Annotated in this window: 19 protein-coding genes; 17 read left to right on the top strand and 2 right to left on the bottom strand. The window is 42.2% G+C overall.

The window, feature by feature from the left end; genetic code table 11:
- Positions 1-273 precede the first annotated feature (273 nt).
- The 5 genes from I2I04_RS05970 (at position 274) to der (ending at position 4475) form a co-directional block, all read left to right on the top strand.
- Positions 274-852, top strand: a complete 579-nt coding sequence (locus tag I2I04_RS05970; RefSeq protein WP_004313594.1) for a YceD family protein — start codon at positions 274-276, stop codon at positions 850-852.
- A 12-nt stretch (positions 853-864) separates the two neighbouring features.
- Entirely contained in the window at positions 865-1050 is a 186-nt protein-coding gene (rpmF, locus tag I2I04_RS05965) for a 50S ribosomal protein L32 (protein ID WP_004296852.1), read from the top strand.
- An 87-nt stretch (positions 1051-1137) separates the two neighbouring features.
- Entirely contained in the window at positions 1138-2145 is a 1008-nt protein-coding gene (locus I2I04_RS05960) for a beta-ketoacyl-ACP synthase III (protein WP_143258977.1), read from the top strand.
- Positions 2146-2231: 86 nt separating this feature from the next.
- Positions 2232-3113: a GTPase Era gene (gene era / locus I2I04_RS05955; protein WP_143258978.1), complete on the top strand. Its 882-nt coding sequence runs from the start codon at positions 2232-2234 to the stop codon at positions 3111-3113.
- Between the two features lie 48 nt (positions 3114-3161).
- On the top strand, positions 3162-4475 hold the full coding sequence (gene der / locus I2I04_RS05950; protein WP_143258979.1) for a ribosome biogenesis GTPase Der: 1314 nt from the start codon (positions 3162-3164) through the stop codon (positions 4473-4475).
- Positions 4476-4600: 125 nt separating this feature from the next.
- Here der and lptB read toward each other — a convergent pair whose 3' ends face one another.
- Positions 4601-5362 carry an LPS export ABC transporter ATP-binding protein gene (gene lptB / locus I2I04_RS05945; RefSeq protein WP_004308626.1) on the bottom strand — a complete coding sequence of 254 codons (762 nt, stop codon included), beginning with the start codon at positions 5360-5362 and terminating at the stop codon, positions 4601-4603.
- Between the two features lie 75 nt (positions 5363-5437).
- Between lptB and I2I04_RS05940 the strand changes: the two genes are divergently transcribed.
- Entirely contained in the window at positions 5438-6181 is a 744-nt protein-coding gene (locus tag I2I04_RS05940; protein ID WP_004308627.1) for an MlaE family ABC transporter permease, read from the top strand.
- A complete protein-coding gene (locus I2I04_RS05935; protein ID WP_143258980.1) occupies positions 6178-6948 on the top strand; it encodes an ABC transporter ATP-binding protein in 771 nt (256 codons plus the stop codon). The genes I2I04_RS05940 and I2I04_RS05935 overlap by 4 nt, the downstream gene beginning before the upstream one ends.
- Before the next feature lie 65 nt (positions 6949-7013).
- Here I2I04_RS05935 and I2I04_RS05930 read toward each other — a convergent pair whose 3' ends face one another.
- Positions 7014-7259, bottom strand: coding sequence for an RNA recognition motif domain-containing protein (locus I2I04_RS05930; RefSeq protein WP_004297160.1), 246 nt, complete (start codon positions 7257-7259; stop codon positions 7014-7016).
- Between the two features lie 606 nt (positions 7260-7865).
- Here I2I04_RS05930 and tig point away from each other — a divergent pair.
- From tig to I2I04_RS05880, 10 genes are all read left to right on the top strand, one after another.
- Entirely contained in the window at positions 7866-9221 is a 1356-nt protein-coding gene (tig, locus tag I2I04_RS05925; protein ID WP_195654585.1) for a trigger factor, read from the top strand.
- A 143-nt stretch (positions 9222-9364) separates the two neighbouring features.
- A complete protein-coding gene (gene clpP, locus I2I04_RS05920; RefSeq protein WP_004297164.1) occupies positions 9365-10027 on the top strand; it encodes an ATP-dependent Clp endopeptidase proteolytic subunit ClpP in 663 nt (220 codons plus the stop codon).
- Positions 10028-10029: 2 nt separating this feature from the next.
- Complete coding sequence (gene clpX, locus I2I04_RS05915; RefSeq protein WP_143258982.1) at positions 10030-11274, top strand: ATP-dependent Clp protease ATP-binding subunit ClpX; 1245 nt, start codon at positions 10030-10032, stop codon at positions 11272-11274.
- A gap of 167 nt (positions 11275-11441) precedes the next feature.
- Entirely contained in the window at positions 11442-13622 is a 2181-nt protein-coding gene (gene recQ, locus I2I04_RS05910; RefSeq protein ID WP_143258983.1) for a DNA helicase RecQ, read from the top strand.
- An 88-nt stretch (positions 13623-13710) separates the two neighbouring features.
- Complete coding sequence (guaB, locus tag I2I04_RS05905; protein ID WP_143258984.1) at positions 13711-15189, top strand: IMP dehydrogenase; 1479 nt, start codon at positions 13711-13713, stop codon at positions 15187-15189.
- A gap of 143 nt (positions 15190-15332) precedes the next feature.
- Entirely contained in the window at positions 15333-16877 is a 1545-nt protein-coding gene (locus I2I04_RS05900) for a peptidylprolyl isomerase (RefSeq protein ID WP_195654590.1), read from the top strand.
- A gap of 54 nt (positions 16878-16931) precedes the next feature.
- Positions 16932-17777 (top strand): peptidyl-prolyl cis-trans isomerase, encoded by an 846-nt coding sequence (locus I2I04_RS05895; RefSeq protein WP_143258985.1) that lies wholly within the window; start codon positions 16932-16934, stop codon positions 17775-17777.
- A 9-nt stretch (positions 17778-17786) separates the two neighbouring features.
- The gene (locus I2I04_RS05890) at positions 17787-19169 is read left to right on the top strand and encodes a peptidylprolyl isomerase (RefSeq protein ID WP_143258986.1); all 1383 of its coding nucleotides are present in this window, start codon (positions 17787-17789) and stop codon (positions 19167-19169) included.
- Positions 19170-19191: 22 nt separating this feature from the next.
- Positions 19192-20847 (top strand): OstA-like protein, encoded by a 1656-nt coding sequence (locus tag I2I04_RS05885; RefSeq protein WP_143258987.1) that lies wholly within the window; start codon positions 19192-19194, stop codon positions 20845-20847.
- Position 20848: 1 nt separating this feature from the next.
- Complete coding sequence (locus I2I04_RS05880) at positions 20849-21148, top strand: hypothetical protein (RefSeq protein WP_195654584.1); 300 nt, start codon at positions 20849-20851, stop codon at positions 21146-21148.
- Positions 21149-21154 lie beyond the last annotated feature (6 nt).

Raw genomic sequence — 21154 nt, 5'->3', positions numbered from 1 at the left:
CAGAGAAGTTAAGCCTCGTCACGCCGATGGTACTGCGTAACAGTGGGAGAGTAGGTAGCCGCCGTTTTTAAGAAGCCTCGCTTGTCTATTGACGGGCGAGGCTTTCTGTTTTTTTATTACTCTGGTATTTATACCGCCCTTTTTAACAGATGCAAACCTCATAATACCTATTAAAAAAGTGAATATTTACTGATAATTTGTATGTTATGAGGATATTTATTTGTATCTTTGTCGCCCGAATTGTAAGCTAACGATTTAAAAAAGAGAGAAGCTTTGGGAAAATTTGATAAATACAAAATTGACTTGAAAGGTATGCAAGCAGACTCCGCTAAGTATGAGTTTGTATTGGATAACCTTTACTTCGCTCACATTGATGGTCCTGAAGTTCAGAAAGGAAAAGTCAATGTTACATTGACTGTGAAAAGAACCTCTCGTGCTTTCGAGCTGAGTTTCCAAACTGACGGAATGGTATGGGTACCATGCGACCGTTGTCTGGATGATATGGAGTTACCTATCAGTTCTTCTGATAAACTGATGGTAAAGTTTGGTCATGAATATGCAGAAGAAGGTGACAACCTGATCGTGATTCCCGAGGAAGAAGGGGAAATCAACGTTGCATGGTTCATGTATGAATTTGTTGCGCTGTCTATTCCGATGAAGCATGTACATGCTCCCGGCAAGTGTAATAAAGCGGTAACTAGTAAATTGAACAAGCATTTGAAAACAAATGCGAATGAGGATAGCGATGATACTTTCGACACAGGTGGAGATGACATCGTAATTGAGGAAGAAGTGGAGGAACAAATTGATCCTCGCTGGAATGAATTAAAAAAAATATTAGATAATAATTAAAGTTTTAAGAAAATGGCACATCCTAAGAGAAGACAATCAAGTACGAGACAAGCGAAGAGAAGAACTCATGATAAGGCAGTAGCTCCTACATTGGCTATTTGTCCGAATTGCGGCGAATGGCACGTTTACCACACAGTATGTGGCGCTTGTGGCTATTACAGAGGTAAGCTCGCTATTGAGAAAGAAGCAGCTGTATAATTAGTACAGTTATACTGAAAACAGCCTGAGGGTAAAGCTCTCCGGCTGCTTTAAGTATTATAGTATTGCTAATTTAAAATAGGTTTGATGGAAAAAATAAATGCAGTAATCACAGGAGTCGGCGGGTACGTTCCCGATTATATCTTAACTAACGACGAGATATCAAAAATGGTAGATACCAACGACGAATGGATTATGACTCGTATCGGAGTAAAGGAAAGACATATTCTGAATGAGGAAGGATTAGGTAGTTCATACATGGCACGCAAAGCTGCCAAACAGTTGATGAAGAAAACCGGTGCTAATCCTGATGACATTGATTTGGTTGTTGTTGCTACCACTACTCCTGACTATCACTTCCCTTCTACAGCTTCTATTCTTTGTGATAAACTCGGACTGAAGAATGCGTTTGCCTTCGATTTGCAGGCTGCTTGTAGTGGTTTTCTGTATTTGATGGAGACAGCAGCTAATTTCATCCGTTCGGGAAGATATAAGAAAATTATCATTGTCGGTGCCGATAAGATGTCGTCAATGGTTAACTATACAGATCGTGCTACATGCCCTATCTTCGGTGACGGCGCTGCTGCCTTTATGGTGGAACCGACTACGGAAGATTACGGAATCATGGATTCGATACTGAGAACTGATGGCAAAGGATTGCCTTTCCTCCACATGAAAGCTGGTGGTTCGGTTTGTCCTCCGTCTTATTTCACAGTAGACAATAAAATGCACTATTTGCACCAGGAAGGAAGAACAGTGTTTAAATATGCTGTATCCAACATGTCGGATGTGTCTGCAGCTATTGCAGAAAAGAATGGTCTGACGAAAGATAGTATCAACTGGATTGTTCCGCATCAGGCGAATGTCCGTATTATCGAAGCCGTGGCTCACCGTATGGAGGTGCCAATGGATAAAGTGTTGGTAAATATTGAGCATTACGGTAATACAAGTGCCGCTACTCTTCCTCTGTGTATCTGGGATTATGAAGATAAACTCAAGAAAGGTGATAATATCATTTTCACTGCATTCGGTGCCGGATTTACATGGGGCGCAGTTTACGTGAAATGGGGTTATGACGGAAAGAAGGAATCGTAACGTAAGTTACTGAACTATAACACTCAAAAACGCATCCTATTTCGATTCGATGCGTTTTTTTGTCTCAACCAATAAAATGAAGAGAAATGCATAAAGCAGGTTTTGTAAACATTGTAGGAAATCCGAATGTCGGAAAATCGACATTGATGAATGCTTTGGTAGGCGAACGTATTTCGATTGCTACCTTCAAGGCGCAGACAACTCGTCACCGGATTATGGGAATCTATAATACGGATGAAATGCAGATTGTTTTTTCTGATACTCCGGGAGTATTGAAGCCCAATTATAAATTACAGGAGTCGATGCTGAATTTTTCTACTTCGGCATTGACGGATGCGGATATCTTGCTTTATGTGACTGACGTGGTGGAGACGCCGGATAAGAATAATGAGTTTATGGAGAAGGTACGTCAGATGACGGTGCCTGTGCTTTTGCTCATCAATAAGATAGATCTTACAGATCAGGAAAAACTGGTAAAGCTGGTGGAAGATTGGACAGAATTGCTTCCCCAAGCCGAAATTATTCCGATTTCTGCTACATCGAAGTTCAATGTGGACTATGTGATGAAGCGAATCAAAGAACTGTTGCCCGATTCTCCTCCTTATTTTGGAAAGGATCAGTGGACGGACAAGCCTGCCCGTTTCTTCGTGAATGAGATTATCCGGGAAAAGATTCTGCTCTACTACGACAAGGAGATTCCCTATTCGGTGGAAGTTGTCGTAGAGGAGTTTAAGGAAGAGCCGAAGAAGATTCATATTCGTGCGGTGATTAACGTGGAACGTGATTCGCAGAAAGGAATTATTATCGGTAAACAGGGCAAGGCGTTGAAGAAGGTAGCTACCGAGGCTCGCCGCGAACTGGAACGTTTCTTTGGAAAGACTATTTTCCTTGAAACGTATGTGAAAGTAGATAAAGATTGGCGTAGTTCGGATAAGGAGCTGCGTAATTTTGGTTATCAGTTAGATTAAGAGTATTCATGCGACTGCGATAGTCGTGAAAAAACAAGGTATTGAACTATGGGTAATTTAGTTGCAATTGTAGGACGCCCGAATGTGGGCAAGTCTACCTTATTTAACCGTCTGACGAAGACTCGTCAGGCTATTGTGAATGAAGAAGCGGGTACAACCCGCGACAGGCAATATGGTAAATCCGAGTGGCTGGGTCGTGAGTTCTCCGTGGTGGATACCGGCGGATGGGTGGTTAATTCGGATGATGTTTTTGAAGAGGAAATCCGTAAGCAGGTATTATTGGCAGTGGATGAAGCGGACGTTATTTTATTCGTTGTGGATGTGATGAATGGAGTGACCGATTTGGATATGCAGGTAGCGGCTATTCTGCGCCGTGCTAATAGTCCGGTGATTATGGTTGCCAATAAAACGGATAATCATGATTTACAGTATAACGCTCCCGAGTTTTATAAATTGGGATTGGGCGATCCGTATTGTGTTTCTGCCATGACAGGAAGTGGTACGGGTGATTTGATGGATTTGATTGTCAGCAATTTCAAGAAGGAGTCTTCTGAAATCTTGGATGATGATATTCCCCGTTTTGCTGTAGTAGGACGTCCGAATGCCGGCAAGTCTTCCATTGTAAACGCCTTTATTGGGGAAGAACGTAATATCGTGACAGAAATTGCAGGAACTACCCGTGACTCGATCTATACTCGTTACAATAAATTCGGATTTGATTTTTACCTGGTAGATACGGCAGGTATCCGTAAGAAAAACAAGGTAAATGAAGACTTGGAATATTATTCAGTGATTCGTTCGATTCGTGCCATCGAAGGCTCTGATGTTTGTATTCTGATGTTGGATGCAACGAGGGGTGTTGAGAGCCAGGACTTGAATATCTTCTCTCTGATACAAAAGAACCAGAAAGGATTGGTAGTCGTGATTAATAAATGGGACTTGGTGGAAGATAAATCAGTGAAAGTGCAGAAGACATTTGAGGAAGCTGTCCGTTCACGTTTTGCTCCGTTTGTCGATTTTCCGATCATCTTTGCTTCTGCATTGACTAAACAACGTATTCTAAAAGTGCTGGAAGAAGCACGTAATGTATATGAGAACCGGACGACAAAAATTCCGACGGCTCGTTTGAATGAAGAAATGCTTCCGTTGATCGAGGCTTATCCGCCTCCCTCAAATAAAGGTAAGTATATCAAGATTAAATATATCACACAGTTGCCGAATACGCAGGTGCCTTCATTTGTCTATTTTGCCAACTTGCCGCAGTATGTGAAGGATCCGTACAAACGCTTCCTCGAAAATAAGATGCGTGAGAAATGGAATCTGACAGGTACTCCGATTAATATTTATATTCGACAGAAATAAGATTCACCACAGAGGACACAGAGAAATAATAAATCAAAGACACGGACTGTCTCAACTATATAAATATATATTGGGGCAATCCGTGTCTTCTTATAAAATAAAACTCTGTGTCCTCTGTGGTGAATCTATTTCTCCAACTGGAAGTCTTTACGACGTAAAACGAAGCTGTTACTCAAGTATTTTTCGCGCACAATCTGATTCTCCGATAATTCTTCCGGTGTTCCCTGGAAAAGAATCTTTCCTTCGAACAACAGATAGGCGCGGTCAGTGATACTAAGTGTCTCTTGTACGTTGTGGTCGGTAATCAGGATTCCGATATTCTTGTCTTTCAGTTTCCATACAATTTGCTGGATATCTTCTACGGCAATCGGGTCTACACCGGCAAAAGGTTCGTCAAGCATGATGAATTTGGGGTCGATGGCAAGACAACGGGCAATCTCCGTACGGCGGCGTTCACCTCCGGACAATTGGTTTCCTTTGTTTTTGCGTACCTTTTGCAGACGGAATTCTGCTATCAGACTTTCAAGTTTTTCCTTTTGGTATTCTTTGGGTTTGTTAGTCATTTCCAGTACAGCGGCGATATTATCTTCCACACTCATCTGGCGGAAAACGGAAGCTTCCTGTGCAAGGTAGCCGATTCCCGTTTGTGCGCGTTTGTAAACCGGATATTTGGTAATCTCCAGGTCGTCGAGGAAAATACGTCCTTCATTAGGAGTAATCAGCCCTACAGTCATATAGAATGAAGTCGTCTTACCGGCACCGTTCGGTCCCAGCAAACCTACAATCTCACCTTGCTTCACATTGATGGAAACGTGGCTCACAACGGTTCGTTTACCGTACTTCTTAACCAGGTCTTCCGTGCGGAGCACCATCTTGCTTTCTTCCATATTCTAGTTATTTTGCGGCAAATGTAGTAAAAATAAGCTGAAATAATGTACATTTGCAGACAAATAGTGTGAGTTATGATAAAAGCATTGAGAACCGTCGGGAGATATTTCATGCTGATGGGACGGACTTTTTCCCGTCCTGAACGTATGCGTATGTTTTTCCGGCAATACCTTAACGAGTTGGAGCAATTAGGTGTGAACTCCATCGGCATCGTGCTGTTGATTTCGTTTTTCATCGGCGCGGTTATTACCATCCAGATCAAGTTGAATATCGAAAGTCCATGGATGCCTCGCTGGACAGTGGGATATGTGACACGTGAAATTATGTTGCTGGAATTTTCTTCCTCTATCATGTGTTTGATTCTTGCGGGGAAAGTAGGTTCGAATATCGCTTCGGAATTAGGAACGATGCGGGTGACGCAGCAGATTGACGCGCTCGAAATTATGGGTATCAATTCGGCGAACTACCTGATTCTGCCTAAGATTACGGCGATGGTAACTGTGATTCCTATTTTAGTGACGTTCAGTATCTTTGCCGGAATTATCGGTGCCTTTTGCACGTGTTGGTTTGCCGGGGTTATGAATGCGGTCGATCTGGAGTATGGATTGCAATATATGTTTGTGGAGTGGTTTATTTGGGCCGGTATCATCAAATCCCTCTTTTTCGCGTTTATTATTGCAAGTGTGTCGGCTTTCTTCGGATATACGGTAGATGGTGGATCGATTGCTGTGGGAAAGGCTTCTACGGATGCCGTAGTATCCAGCAGTGTATTGATTCTGTTTGCGGACTTGATATTAACTAAACTTCTGATGGGATGATTGAGATTAAAGGACTTTATAAATCATTTGATGATAAAACAGTATTGAGTGATATCAATGCTAGTTTTGAAAATGGAAAGACGAATTTGATTATCGGTCAGAGTGGCTCCGGTAAGACAGTGTTGATGAAGTGTATTGTAGGATTGCTTACTCCGGAGAAGGGGGAAGTCTTATATGACGGACGTAACCTTGTCTTGATGGGGAAGAAGGAGAAAAAGATGCTTCGCAAGGAGATGGGGATGATTTTCCAGAGTGCGGCTCTGTTTGACTCGATGACGGTGTTGGACAATGTGATGTTTCCGCTGAATATGTTTAGCAATGATACTTTGCGTGACCGTACCAAACGGGCGATGTTCTGCTTGGATCGTGTGAATCTGGGGGAAGCGAAAGATAAGTTTCCGGGAGAAATCAGCGGGGGTATGCAGAAGCGTGTGGCTATTGCACGTGCGATTGCCCTGAATCCGCAATATTTGTTTTGTGATGAACCGAACTCGGGACTCGATCCGAAAACGTCATTGGTTATTGATGATCTTATCCATGATATTACTCAGGAATATAACATGACGACCATTATCAATACGCATGATATGAACTCTGTATTGGGAATTGGCGAGAAGGTGATTTATATTTATGAAGGACATAAAGAGTGGGAAGGGACAAAAGATGATATCTTTACCTCTACCAACGAACGACTGAATAACTTTATCTTTGCTTCAGACTTGCTCCGTAAGGTGAAGGACGTGGAAGTGCAGGGAATGGAAGGGTAATAAAAAAACTTCTGTCATCGGGTGACAGAAGTTTCTTTTTTTCTTAGCTATATTAGCGTCGGCAATTAAGCTCTAGGTCTAGCTTCTTTAACTACCATTGTACGGCCCATGTATTCAGCTCCGTTCAATTCAGCAATAGCTTTTGCAGCTGCAGCGTCGTCTTCCATTTCGATGAAAGCGAATCCTTTGGATTTACCGGTTTCACGGTCCATAACAACTTTAACTGATGATACTGCTCCGTAATCTTCCATCACTTGTTGCAGATCTCCTTCCTTAACACGGTAGTTAAGGTTTCCAACATAAATGTTCATAATGAAAATGATAAAAAATAAATAAATGAATAAAACTCTCTGGATAGATGGTTACTAATAAAAAGATTAAAACGACAGAGAGTTTACAGATGCGTTTTTGTAACGGAAGTAAAAACCTTGTAATCAAATCGAGAAACTAATGCTCCATCAATCCGCAACAAAGAAAAGAATAATTTTTGGATTAACCATCTTTTTGGAAGGTTAATTTGCGGATTATCAGAAAAAAGTTCTTTCCTTTTCTCTTGAAAGAAAAGAAAGAACCAAAGAAAAGTTCAAGGCTGACTTTTTTCTCCTACTCGCTTCCTTCACTGCGCTAAAGGGCAGAAACTCGCTACGCTCAAACAGTCTGCCCTTTTTGACGCTTCGTTACGGGCGCTCGCTTGACGGAGAAAAAAGTAGGCCGGGGGAACCTGGCGGGCGGGGTGATGGGGATTTTATATAGTTAATGGATGGAATATCAGTGGAATATTAATAAAAGATGTGTGAAAGATGGGTGGCGTTGCTGAAATAAATCTGCAATGTCTTTTGAAATTTGAAAGATTAGCACTAATTTTGCACCCTCTTTGAGTATAGAACAAAGTATAAATCAAATAAATAATTGTCAGAATGAACGTTTCATTACAAAACATTGACAAAGTAAGCGCAGAGCTTACTGTAAAGCTTGAGAAAGCAGATTATCAGGAGAAAGTAGACAAAGAGTTGAAATCACTCCGTCAGAAGGCACAGATTCCAGGATTCCGTAAAGGTATGGTGCCGACAAGTCTTATTAAAAAGATGTATGGTAAATCGGTGATTGCAGAAGTTGTGAATAAGGCATTGCAAGAAGCTGTTTACAATTATATTAGAGAAAATAAGGTGAATATGCTGGGCGAGCCGTTGCCTAATGAAGAAAAGCAACAGAATATTGATTTCGATACAATGGAAGAATTCGATTTCGTGTTCGATATCGCTTTGGCACCTGAATTTAAAGCAGAAGTAAGCACTAAAGATAAAGTAGATTATTATTCTATCGAAGTTTCTGAAGAAATGATCGACAACCAGGTGAAGATGTACACTCAACGCACTGGCAAGTATGATAAGGTAGACGCCTACGAAGATAATGATATGCTGAAAGGTCTGCTGGCACAGTTGGACGAAGAAGGTAATACAAAAGAAGGTGGTATTCAGGTAGAAGCTGCTGTGTTGATGCCTGCTTATATGAAGAATGACGATCAGAAAGCTATTTTTGCTAATGCAAAAGTAAATGATGTATTGGTGTTCAATCCGAATGTTGCTTATGACGGACATGCTGCAGAACTGGGTTCTTTGTTGAAGATCGACAAGGAAATCGCGAAAGACGTTAAGTCTGACTTCAGCTTCCAGGTAGAAGAAATCACTCGTTTTGTTCCGGGTGAATTGACACAGGAAGTGTTCGACCAGGCATTCGGCGAAGGTGTTGTGAAGACTGAAGAAGAATTCCGCGCTAAGATTAAAGAAGAAATGGCAGCAAGATTTGTTGCTGACAGCGATTATAAGTTCCTGATCGATATTCGCAAAGTGATGATGGGAAAAGTAGGTAAGTTGGAATTCTCTGACGCTCTGCTGAAACGTATCATGTTGCTGAACAACGAAGAAAAGGGTGAAGAATATGTTGCTGAAAACTATGATAAGAGCATCGAGGAATTGACTTGGCACCTGATTAAGGAGCAGTTGGTTGAAGCAAACGATATCAAAGTAGAACAGGAAGATGTTCTGAAGATGGCTAGAGAAACAACGAAGGCACAGTTTGCTCAATACGGTATGTTGTCTATCCCTGATGATGTGCTTGACAACTATGCACAGGAGATGTTGAAGAAGAAAGAAACTATCAATAATCTGGTAAGTCGTGTTGTAGAAGTGAAGCTGGCTGCTGCTTTGAAAGCGCAGGTTACTTTGGAAAACAAGAACGTTTCGATCGAAGAATTCAATAAGCTGTTTGAATAATCATTCGGTTGAATAGAATATAAAGTCACAGAAACACAGAGTTTTTATAAAATTATAACTCTGTGTTTTTTTGTGTCTCTGTATTCTTTTTCGTTTCTTTGTACTTACGTTTATTTTTAATTTATAAGAAAGGAACAATTAACATGGATGATTTTAGAAAATACGCAACCAAGCATTTAGGAATGAATGGCATGGTATTGGATGATGTGATTAAATCGCAGGCCGGGTATTTGAATCCCTATATTCTGGAAGAAAGACAGTTGAACGTTACTCAACTCGATGTTTTCTCCCGTTTGATGATGGACCGCATCATTTTCCTCGGTACACAAGTAGATGACTATACAGCGAATACGCTTCAGGCACAGTTGCTGTATCTGGATTCTGTTGATCCGGGTAAGGATATCTCTATCTATATCAACTCTCCGGGTGGAAGTGTATATGCCGGACTAGGTATTTATGATACGATGCAGTTTATTTCAAGTGATGTTGCTACAATCTGTACAGGTATGGCAGCTTCAATGGCAGCTGTACTGCTTGTTGCCGGTGCTGAAGGCAAACGTTCGGCGTTGCCTCACTCACGTGTGATGATTCACCAACCGATGGGTGGTGCGCAAGGACAAGCGTCGGACATTGAAATCACAGCTCGTGAGATTCAGAAATTGAAGAAAGAACTTTATACGATCATCGCCGATCATTCGCATACTGATTTCGATAAAGTATGGGCGGACTCTGACCGCGACTACTGGATGACAGCTCAGGAAGCGAAAGAATACGGTATGATTGATGAGGTATTGATTAAGAAATAAAAATGGCTGATTCAAAGACAAAGAAAAGGTGTAGCTTCTGTGGACGGTCGGAGAATGAAGTCGGATTCCTGATTACGGGAATGAACGGCTATATCTGCGACAGCTGTGCTACCCAGGCTTATGAGATCACTCAGGAAGCATTGGGCGAAGGCAAGAAAAGCGCGGGAGCTACCAAACTCAATTTAAAAGAACTGCCCAAACCGGTAGAAATCAAGAAATTCCTCGACCAGTATGTGATCGGACAGGATGATGCGAAACGCTTCCTTTCCGTATCGGTCTATAACCATTATAAGCGTCTGTTGCAAAAAGACAGCGGGGATGATGTGGAGATTGAAAAGTCGAACATTATTATGGTAGGTAGTACCGGAACCGGAAAGACGTTGCTTGCACGTACGATTGCTAAGTTGTTGCATGTGCCGTTTACTATTGTAGACGCTACGGTGCTGACAGAGGCCGGTTATGTAGGCGAAGATATCGAAAGTATTTTAACCCGTTTGCTTCAGGTGGCAGATTATAATGTACCTGAAGCAGAGCAGGGTATTGTGTTTATCGATGAGATCGACAAGATTGCCCGCAAAGGAGATAACCCTTCCATCACTCGCGATGTGAGCGGTGAAGGTGTACAGCAGGGATTGCTGAAATTACTCGAAGGTTCTGTTGTGAACGTACCTCCCCAGGGTGGCCGTAAGCATCCGGACCAGAAGATGATTCCGGTAAATACCAAAAATATTCTCTTTATTTGTGGTGGCGCTTTCGACGGTATCGAAAAGAAGATCGCCCAACGGTTGAATACACATGTCGTAGGTTATACGGCATCGCAGAAAACAGCGATGGTGGACAAGAATAACATGATGCAGTATATCGCTCCGCAGGATTTGAAGTCATTCGGACTGATTCCCGAAATTATCGGTCGTCTTCCGGTACTGACCTATTTGAATCCGCTGGATCGGGATGCGCTTCGTGCTATCCTCACCGAACCGAAAAACTCTATCATCAAGCAGTACATCAAACTGTTTGAAATGGATGGTATCAAGCTCACATTTGAAGATGCTGTCTTCGAATATATCGTCGATAAGGCGGTAGAATATAAGCTGGGTGCCCGTGGATTGCGTTCAATTGTGGAAACAATCATGATGGATGTCATGTTTGAAATCCCTTCAGAGGACAAAAAAGAGTATGAAGTGACGCTGGATTATGCTAAGATGCAACTGGAAAAAGCGAATATGGCACGACTACAAACCGCTTAAAATCAAAGAGTAAGACTGCAGTAAATAATCGTAACTGTATTTTCTTGAAAATATTAGTCGCATTTTGCTTGGTAATTACGAAGTTGTTTATAACTTTGTTTGGCTCTCTTGAAAAAGGGACGTACTTAAAGTTAAACCATGAACTGAATAAAACAACCTAAGTTAAGATGGCAGGGAAGATTAATTTAACAGATGAACTGAAGAAGTATTTCGGATTTAATAAGTTCAAGGGAAACCAGGAAGCGATCATTGATAACTTGCTCGATGGTAAAGATACCTTTGTACTGATGCCTACCGGTGGCGGGAAATCTTTATGCTATCAGCTACCTTCGCTCTTGATGGAAGGTACGGCAATTGTAATTTCTCCGCTTATTGCGTTGATGAAGAATCAAGTGGATGCAATGCGCAATTTCAGTGAAGAAGATGGCGTCGCCCATTTTATCAATTCTTCATTAAACAAAGGTGCGATAGACCAAGTGAGGTCAGACATCCTTGCCGGAAAGACAAAATTGCTATATGTGGCGCCGGAATCGCTGACGAAAGAAGAAAACGTAGAATTTTTGCGTTCGGTGAAAATCTCGTTCTATGCAGTAGACGAAGCTCACTGTATTTCTGAATGGGGACATGACTTCCGACCGGAATATCGGCGGATTCGCCCTATTATCAACGAAATAGGAAAGGCTCCGTTGATTGCGTTGACCGCAACAGCGACACCGAAGGTGCAGCATGATATCCAGAAAAATCTGGGAATGGTAGATGCTCAAGTTTTCAAATCGTCGTTCAACCGTCCGAACCTTTATTATGAGGTACGCGCGAAGACCGCTAATATTGATAGGGATATTATCAAGTTTATCAAAAACAATCCGGAAAAATCGGGCATTATCTATTGCCTTAGCCGGAAAAAAGTAGAGGAACTTGCTGAAATCCTTCAGGCAAACGGTATCAATGCGCGTCCTTATCATGCTGGAATGGATTCGTTGACCAGGACTAAGAATCAGGATGATTTCCTGATGGAAAAAGTGGACGTTATTGTAGCAACTATCGCTTTCGGTATGGGAATCGACAAGCCGGATGTAAGGTTTGTGATTCACTACGATATTCCAAAGAGTCTGGAAGGGTATTACCAGGAGACCGGACGTGCCGGTAGAGATGGCGGTGAAGGTCAGTGCATAACCTTTTATACAAACAAAGACTTGCAGAAACTGGAGAAGTTCATGCAAGGAAAACCTGTGGCAGAGCAGGAAATTGGCAAGCAGCTTCTGTTGGAAACCGCTGCTTATGCCGAATCTTCCGTATGCCGGCGCAAGACGTTGCTGCATTATTTCGGTGAAGAATATACGGAAGAGAATTGTGGAAATTGTGACAACTGTTTAAACCCTAAAAAACAAGTGGAGGCTCAAGAGTTATTGTGTGCCGTGATTGAAGCGATTATCGCGGTGAAAGAAAATTTTAAGGCAGATTATATTATAGACATACTACAAGGTAAAGAAACTTCCGAAGTACAGGCGCATTTGCATGAAGATCTCGAAGTCTTCGGCTCCGGTATGGGTGAAGAGGATAAAACATGGAACGCAGTGATTCGTCAAGCGCTGATCGCGGGTTACTTGAGCAAGGATGTGGAGCATTACGGACTCCTGAAAGTAACGGAAGAGGGACACAAGTTCCTGAAGAAGCCGAAGTCATTCAAGATTACCGAAGATAACGACTTTGAAGAGACGGAAGAAGAAGTTCCGGCACGTGGCGGTGGTTCCTGTGCGGTAGACCCTGCTCTTTATTCTATGTTGAAGGACTTGCGGAAGAAGCTCTCGAAGAAACTGGAAGTACCGCCTTATGTAATCTTCCAGGATCCGTCTTTGGAAGCGATGGCTACCATTTATCCGGTGACATTGGATGAGTTGCAGAATATACCGGGCGTAGGTGCCGGAAAAGCAAAACGTTATGGTGAGGAGTTCTGTAAATTAATCAAACGCCATTGTGAAGAGAATGAAATAGAACGTCCCGAAGACTTGCGGGTACGTACGGTTGCCAATAAATCTAAGATGAAGGTAGCTATCATTCAGGCTATTGACCGTAAAGTGGCGTTAGATGATATCGCTCTTTCCAAAGGAATTGAGTTCGGTGAGCTCCTGGACGAGGTAGAAGCTATCGTCTATTCGGGAACCAAACTGAATATCGATTATTTCTTGGAAGAAATCATGGATGAAGATCATATGCTCGATATCTACGATTATTTCAAGGAATCTACCACTGATAAGATTGATGATGCGCTTGATGAATTAGGCGATGACTTCACTGAAGAGGAAGTTCGCTTGGTACGTATTAAGTTCATCTCTGAAATGGCTAATTAAAAAAAAGCGAAAAAAATAGGCGTGCAGGTATGCGGTTTTGAATAAAAACCGTATATTTGCACGCAATAATTTTTAAACGCATAGCCCTATGTCATTTATTGCTGATAAGATTGTAATGGATGGGTTAACTTACGACGACGTATTGTTGATCCCTGCTTATTCTGAAGTTTTACCGCGCACTGTCGATCTCTCGACTAAGTTTTCAAAAAACATTGAGTTAAAAATTCCTTTTGTGACGGCTGCCATGGATACGGTTACCGAAGCGAAAATGGCTATTGCCATTGCTCGTGAAGGCGGTATCGGTGTGATTCACAAAAATATGTCTATCGAAGAACAGGCAAGGCAAGTTGCTATTGTAAAACGTGCCGAAAATGGTATGATTTATGATCCTGTAACTATTAAAAGAGGTTCTACTGTGCAGGATGCACTGGACATCATGGCGGAGTATAAAATCGGTGGTATCCCTGTGGTAGATGATGAAGGTTACTTGGTTGGTATTGTTACTAACAGAGATTTGCGTTTCGAAAGAGACATGACTAAACATATTGATCTTGTCATGACTCCGAAAGAAAGATTGATAACAACAAACCAGTCTACCGATCTGGAATCTGCAGCACAGATTCTTCAGAAACATAAGATTGAGAAACTTCCGATTGTTGGAATGGATGGAAAGTTGATTGGTCTTGTCACTTATAAAGATATTACAAAAGCAAAAGATAAACCGATGGCTTGTAAAGATGCCAAAGGACGTTTGCGTGTAGCTGCCGGTGTAGGTGTGACTGCCGATACGCTGGATCGTATGCAAGCATTGGTAGATGCCGGTGCGGATGCAATTGTGATTGACACAGCTCACGGTCACTCTATGTTTGTGATTGAAAAACTGAAAGAAGCTAAAAAACGCTTCCCGAACATTGATATCGTAGTGGGTAATATTGCTACCGGAGAAGCTGCGAAAGCTTTGGTAGAAGCAGGAGCGGATGCGGTGAAAGTAGGTATCGGCCCGGGGTCTATCTGTACCACTCGTGTGGTTGCCGGTGTAGGTGTTCCACAGCTGTCTGCTGTTTATGATGTAGCAAAAGCATTGAAGGGTACAGGTATTCCTTTGATTGCCGATGGTGGTTTGCGCTATTCGGGTGACGTAGTAAAAGCGTTGGCCGCCGGTGGATATTGCGTAATGATCGGATCATTGGTTGCCGGAACAGAAGAATCTCCGGGCGACACTATCATCTTCAATGGTCGTAAATTCAAATCCTATCGTGGTATGGGATCGTTGGAAGCGATGGAGAACGGTTCGAAAGACCGCTACTTCCAGAGTGGAACTGCTGATGTGAAGAAGCTTGTTCCGGAAGGAATTGCTGCCCGTGTTCCTTATAAAGGTACACTTTTCGAAGTTGTTTATCAATTGACAGGTGGTTTGCGTGCAGGTATGGGATACTGCGGTGCTGCCAATATTGATAAACTCCACGACGCTAAGTTTACCCGAATTACCAATGCAGGTGTAATGGAAAGCCATCCGCACGACGTGACGATTACTAGTGAATCGCCTAACTATAGCCGTCCGGAATAATAGATAGATACGGTGAACTATTAACGGTGAACGGTGAACAGGCTGTATTGTCAGCAAGGTGTTCACTGTTCACCGTTTGTTGTTTATCTGTTATTGCCTCTGTGATGCTTGTTGTTTATTGTTTGGAAAATAAAAAGATGATGATGAAAAGAAGCCTGTTGTTGGGATGTATTTCTCTCTTTGCTGTCGCGGTCTTTGCTCAAGAAGATCCGGTGTTGATGCGTGTTAACGGAAGAGAGATACTCCGTTCGGAATTTGAATATGCATATCGCTGTTATGCGGAACGCTCAAATGCCCGGCTTTCACCAAAAGAATATGCGACACTTTTCGCTCAATCGAAATTGAAGGTGGAAGCAGCCAGGGCTGTCGGACTTGATACGACTGCTGTTTTCTGTAAACAACACGAGAAGCGTCGGGCAGAATTGGTAGAATCTTATCTGATTGACAAACAAGTGATGGATAGTTGTGCCCGTATCTTGTATCAGAAGATGGGATTGAAAGCACGTAGCGGCCGGGTGCAGGTCATACAAATTTTTAAACGTTTACCGCAGACGGTTACTTCCCGTCATTTGGAAGAAGAAAAAGCCCGGATGGACTCTATATACCGGATGATACAGAATCAGCCGGATTTGAATTTTAACCGTTTGGTGGAAAACTGTTCGGATGATAAGCGGAGTAGATGGATAGAAGGTCTGGAGACAACGAGTGAATTCGAGGATGTTGCTTTCTCTTTGGCGAAAGATGCGGTATCACAGCCTTTCTTCACTCCTGAAGGAATTCATATCTTGAAAGTGATTGACCGGGAGGAAACATCGGCTTATGAAAATGTCAGTGGCAGGTTGATAGAGCGGTTACGGCGTAAGGAGATTTTAGACAAAGGTACGGCAGAGATGCTCGACCGATTGAAAAAGGCATGGCAGTATACCCCGAATCAGGCAGCAATAGAAGAACTGTTGACGAAAGGCCGGACAGAACAAAATCTGTTTACGATTGATGGACAGGCATATACCGGAGCTATGTTTACGCGTTTTGCGTCTTCTCATCCTCAAGCTGTCAAACGGCAGTTGGAAGGGTTTATAGCTAAATCATTATTGGATTATGAAAGCTGGAATATAGATAAAAAGCATCCGGAAATTCGTTATGCCTTGCGGGAATCTGACGAAAACTATCTGGTGGAAGAAATCACACGGCAGAAAATAGAGTTGCCTGCCACTAATGATCGGGCCGGATTGGTTACCTACTTCAAATTTCATTCGTCGGATTATCGGTGGGAGAGTCCCCGATATAGGGGAGTCGTGCTCCATTGTGTTGATAAAAAGACGGCAAAGCAAGCTAAAAAAATGCTGAAGAAAGTGCCGGAAAAAGAGTGGGCGGACAAGCTTCGGCAAACTTTTAATACATCCGGGACGGAAAAGATACAGATTGAACAAGGAATTTTTGCCGACGGAGACAATAAATATATAGATAAACTGGTTTTTAAGAAGGGTGATTTTGAGCCTGTAATGTCTTATCCTTTTACCATTGTGGTAGGCGAAAAAATGAAAGGTCCGGATGATTATCGGGAAGTGATTGATCAGGTGCGGAAGGATTATCGAAGCTATCTTGACACGTGCTGGGCACGGGAATTGAGGGAGTCTGGTAAGGTTGAAATAAACCAAGAGGTTTTAAAAACAGTTAATAATAACTGATGTAACCGATTATTCACTATCTTCGTACCTTAAATAAGTAGATTTTAGTTGCCAATGCGAATATTAGTCCTCTTACTGATTACCCTTCTTGGTTGTGGAGCGTGCAAAGAACAGCGCGACCACAAAGGAAAGACTCCTTTGGTAGAGGTGGACGGTAACTTTTTATATAAAGAAGATTTGATGTCCGTGCTTCCGGTCGGATTGTCAAAAGATGATAGTATTCTCTTCACCGAACACTATATTCGTAGTTGGGCGGAAGAGATTTTATTATATGAGAAAGCTGCGAACAATATTCCCGATAATGTGGATGTAGACAAACTGGTGGAGAATTATCGGAAAGCGCTGATTATGCATACTTATCAGCAGGAGTTGATAAACCAGAAGTTGTCGAATGATATTTCCGAACACGAGATTGCAGAATATTACGGGAAAAACAAAGAACTGTTTAAACTGGAAACCCCGTTGATAAAGGGATTGTTTATCAAAGTGCCGTTGACGGCCCCCCAGCTGAACAATGTGCGCAGGTGGTATAAGTCGGAAAAACAGGATGCTGTCGAGAGCCTGGAAAAATATAGTTTGCAGAATGCGGTGAAATACGAATACTTCTATGACAAATGGGTGTCTGTGACTGATATATTGGATATGATTCCATTGAAAGTAGAGGCACCGGAAGAGTATGTAGACAAACACCGTCAGGTAGAATTGAAAGATACGGCATATTATTATTTCCTGAATGTGAGTGATTATCGCGGAATTGGTGAAGAGAAACCGTATGAATTTGCCCGTTCGGAAGTGAAAGACTTACTGATTAATCAGAAACGGGTGAGCTTTATGGAACAGGTAAAGAACGACTTGTATCAGCAGGCAGTAAGTAAGAAGAAGATTATATATAATTATTAAATACAAAGAATGAAGAAGTTTGTGAACTTTAGATTTGTTGTTACCCTTGTCCTGGCAATATTTGCTAATGTGGCAACCTATGCACAAGATAATGTGGTTGATGAAGTAGTTTGGGTAGTAGGTGACGAAGCTATTTTGAAATCAGATGTAGAAGAGGCCCGTATGGATGCCTTGTATAATGGACGCAGATTTGATGGCGATCCTTATTGTGTAATTCCTGAAGAGATTGCCGTGCAGAAGTTGTTCCTGCATCAGGCAAAGTTAGACAGTATCGAGGTTTCCGAAGCGGAAATCATCCAGCGTGTGGATATGATGACCAACATGTACATCCAGCAGATCGGTTCCAGAGAGAAGATGGAGGAGTATTTCAATAAAACTTCCACCCAGATTCGTGAGACTTTGCGTGATAATGCACGTGACGGATTGACCGTTCAGAAGATGCAGCAGAAACTGGTGGGAGAAATTAAAGTGACTCCGGCAGAAGTACGCCGTTACTTCAAAGATCTTCCACAGGATAGTATTCCCTATATTCCGACACAAGTGGAAGTGCAGATCATTACTTTACAACCGAAAATTCCTATCTCGGAGATTGAGGATGTAAAAAAGACGTTGCGTGATTATACTGAGCGTGTGACCAAAGGTGAGATTGATTTTTCTACATTGGCGCGTTTGTATTCGGAAGACAAGGCATCTGCCATTAAAGGTGGCGAATGTGGATTCATGGGGCGTGGTATGATGGACCCCGCTTATGCGAATGTGGCATTCAGCTTGCAAGATCCGAAGAAAGTTTCCAAGATTGTAGAGTCGGAATTTGGTTACCACATTATCCAGTTGATTGAAAAGCGTGGTGACCGTGTCAATACTCGCCATATCTTATTGCGCCCGAAAGTATCGGAAAAAGAATTGACCGAGGCTTGTGCTCGTCTGGATTCTATTGCCGATGATATTCGTGCCAACAAATTTACATTTGATGATGCGGCTGCCGTTATCTCACAGGATAAGGATACTCGTAACAACCATGGTATTATGGTGAATATCAATGAAAATTCAGGTGTGACTACTTCTAAGTTCCAGATGCAGGATCTTCCTCAAGACGTTGCTAAGGTAATAGATAAGATGAATGTAGGTGAAATTTCCAAAGCCTTTACAATGATTAATGAGAAAGATGGAAAAGAAGTATGTGCTATCGTGAAGTTGAAAGCAAAAATCAATGGTCATAAAGCAACCATTGCGGAAGACTATCAGGACCTGAAAGAAATTGTGATGGAGAAACGCCGTGAAGAGGTGTTGCAGAAATGGATTCTGGACAAGCAGAAGCATACTTATGTGCGTATCAACGAAAACTGGCAGAAGTGTGACTTCAAGTATCCGGGTTGGGTTAAGAAGGACTGATGTAACCTTGCTTTGATTTTATATGCTGAAAACAAATAAGAAAAATAGACAACAAGACAGGCATAGATGGCTCCTTATAGGCTTTCTGTGCCTGTTTGGTGTATGTCTTGTAGCACAAAACAACAAGAAGCAACCGGAGAATAAAAAGACCAAAGTTTATCTGCTTCATGCGGATGAAGGGCAGGCAGATAAGTTGGCGCGTCCGGATGTGCAGGTATTGATTGGTAATGTGAAATTGCGGCATGACAGTATGTATATGTACTGTGACAGTGCACTGATTTTTGAGAAAACCAACTCGGTAGAGGCCTTCAGTAATGTGCGTATGGAACAGGGAGACACTTTGTTCATTTACGGTGATTATCTTTATTATGACGGAATGACGCAAATTGCGCAGCTTCGTGAAAATGTGAAGATGATTAATCGGAACACCACTCTGTTGACAGATAGTTTGAACTACGACCGTCTCTACGACCTCGGATATTATTTCGAGGGAGGAACCTTGATGGATGAAGAGAATGTATTGACTTCCGATTGGGGGGAATACAGTCCTGCAACGAAACAATCGGTATTCAACCATGATGTGAGGTTGGTAAACCCTAAGTTTGTATTGACTTCCGATACGTTAAGGTATAATACGGAAAACAAAATCGCAGTTATTCTCGGCCCCTCCAATATTGTCAGTGATAATAATCATATTTATTCGGAACGGGGATTTTATAACACATTGACCGAACAAGCCGAACTGTTGGACCGCTCAATCCTGACCAATCAGGGAAAGAAACTGGTAGGCGACAGTCTGTTCTATGACCGTATAATCGGTTATGGAGAGGCGTTTGATAATGTGAAGATGACAGATTCTATTAATAAGAATATGCTAACGGGTGATTATTGCTTCTATAACGAATTGACAGACTCCGCGTTTGCGACGAAACGTGCTGTGGCAATCGACTACTCGCAAGGACCTGACAGTCTTTATATGCATGGCGATACATTGCAGTTAGTGTCTTACAACCTGAATACGGATTCCGTTTTCCGGTTGATGAAGGCTTACCATAAGGTGCGTATGTATCGTACGGATGTTCAGGGAGTATGTGACTCACTGGTCTATAATTCGAAGGATTCTTGTATGACCATGTATACCGATCCTATTCTTTGGAATGAAGGGCAGCAACTACTTGGCGAGCAGATCAAGATTTATATGAATGACAGTACGATTGACTGGGCACATATTATCAACCAGGCGTTGACGGTGGAAATGAAAGATTCTATTCATTATAACCAAGTGTCCGGCAAAGAAATGAAAGCCTATTTCGTCAATGGAGATATGCGTCATATTGAAGTGGTTGGTAATGTGTTGACCGCTTTCTATCCGGAAGAAAAAGACAGTACGATGACCGGTTTTAATTGTTTGGAAGGTAGTGTACTTCATCTTTATATGAAGGATAAGAAGATGGAAAAAGGACTGTTTGTCGGTAAATCCAACGGAACGATGTATCCGATGGATCAGATACCGCCTGATAAATTGCGTCTTCCCACTTTTGCCTGGTTCGACTATGTCCGTCCGTTGAATAAGGATGATATATTTAACTGGCGGAGTAAGCGTGCGGGTGATACACTGAAACCGACCACTGACCGGCGACCCAAAACAGAAAAGCGAAACTTAATTAATATGAAGTAGTATGGGAATGTTTAACTCAATGAGAAAGCCCCGCGGCTTTAATCATCAATACATTTATGTAGACGAGCGGAAAGAAAAGCTCGCAAAGATGGAGGAGAACGCCAAACGTGACTTGGGGATGCTTCCGGAAAAGGAATTTAATCCGGAGGATATTCGCGGCAAGTTCATCGAAGGTACTACGCATTTGAAAAGAAGAAAAGCGAGTGGCCACAAACCGGTCTCTTTCGGAATCATACTGATAATCATTGCTTTCCTTGTCTATCTGTGGCATTATCTGGCGACAGGAAGCTGGAATTTTTAATTATTA

The sequence above is a fragment of the Bacteroides sp. 1001136B_160425_E2 genome, assembly GCF_015559655.1.
Classification (GTDB): domain Bacteria; phylum Bacteroidota; class Bacteroidia; order Bacteroidales; family Bacteroidaceae; genus Bacteroides; species Bacteroides luhongzhouii.
The sequence above is the reverse complement of the archived record's forward strand: the minus strand, read 5'-3'. Positions and strand labels throughout refer to the sequence as shown.